Source organism: Pseudomonas sp. SIMBA_068, assembly GCF_046534705.1.
Taxonomy (GTDB): Bacteria; Pseudomonadota; Gammaproteobacteria; order Pseudomonadales; family Pseudomonadaceae; genus Aquipseudomonas; species Aquipseudomonas putida.
This window is the reverse complement of sequence record NZ_JAWRYI010001109.1, coordinates 1-252: the sequence shown is the minus strand read 5'-3', so window position 1 is coordinate 252 and position 252 is coordinate 1. Positions and strand designations below refer to the sequence as shown.

1 protein-coding gene is annotated in these 252 nt (G+C 42.9%); it reads right to left on the bottom strand.

Annotation, left to right across the window (positions count from 1 at the left end):
• Positions 1-252, bottom strand: a 252-nt coding sequence (locus SB756_RS32920) for a hypothetical protein (RefSeq protein WP_410913616.1), incomplete at both ends; no start/stop codon positions are given.

Genomic DNA, 252 nt, shown 5'->3' with positions numbered 1-252 from the left:
ACTGCCGTCTTGCGTTACAGAGTTACCTGTCGATTCAACATCAGTTTGAATATAACCTAAACCAAAGTTACCGCGGAACATGTCGTATTCAAAGTTAGCTTGTGCATAAAAAGCGTGGGTAATTTCTTCAATATCAAAAAAGCCTGAAGAACTTGACGTTGGTGCATTTAGCGTACGGCTAGAGCCATGAGTTTGTAATGCTTGCTGAAGTGTTGCAAGTACTGCATCTGGGTCTGATGCCACGAGTTCTGG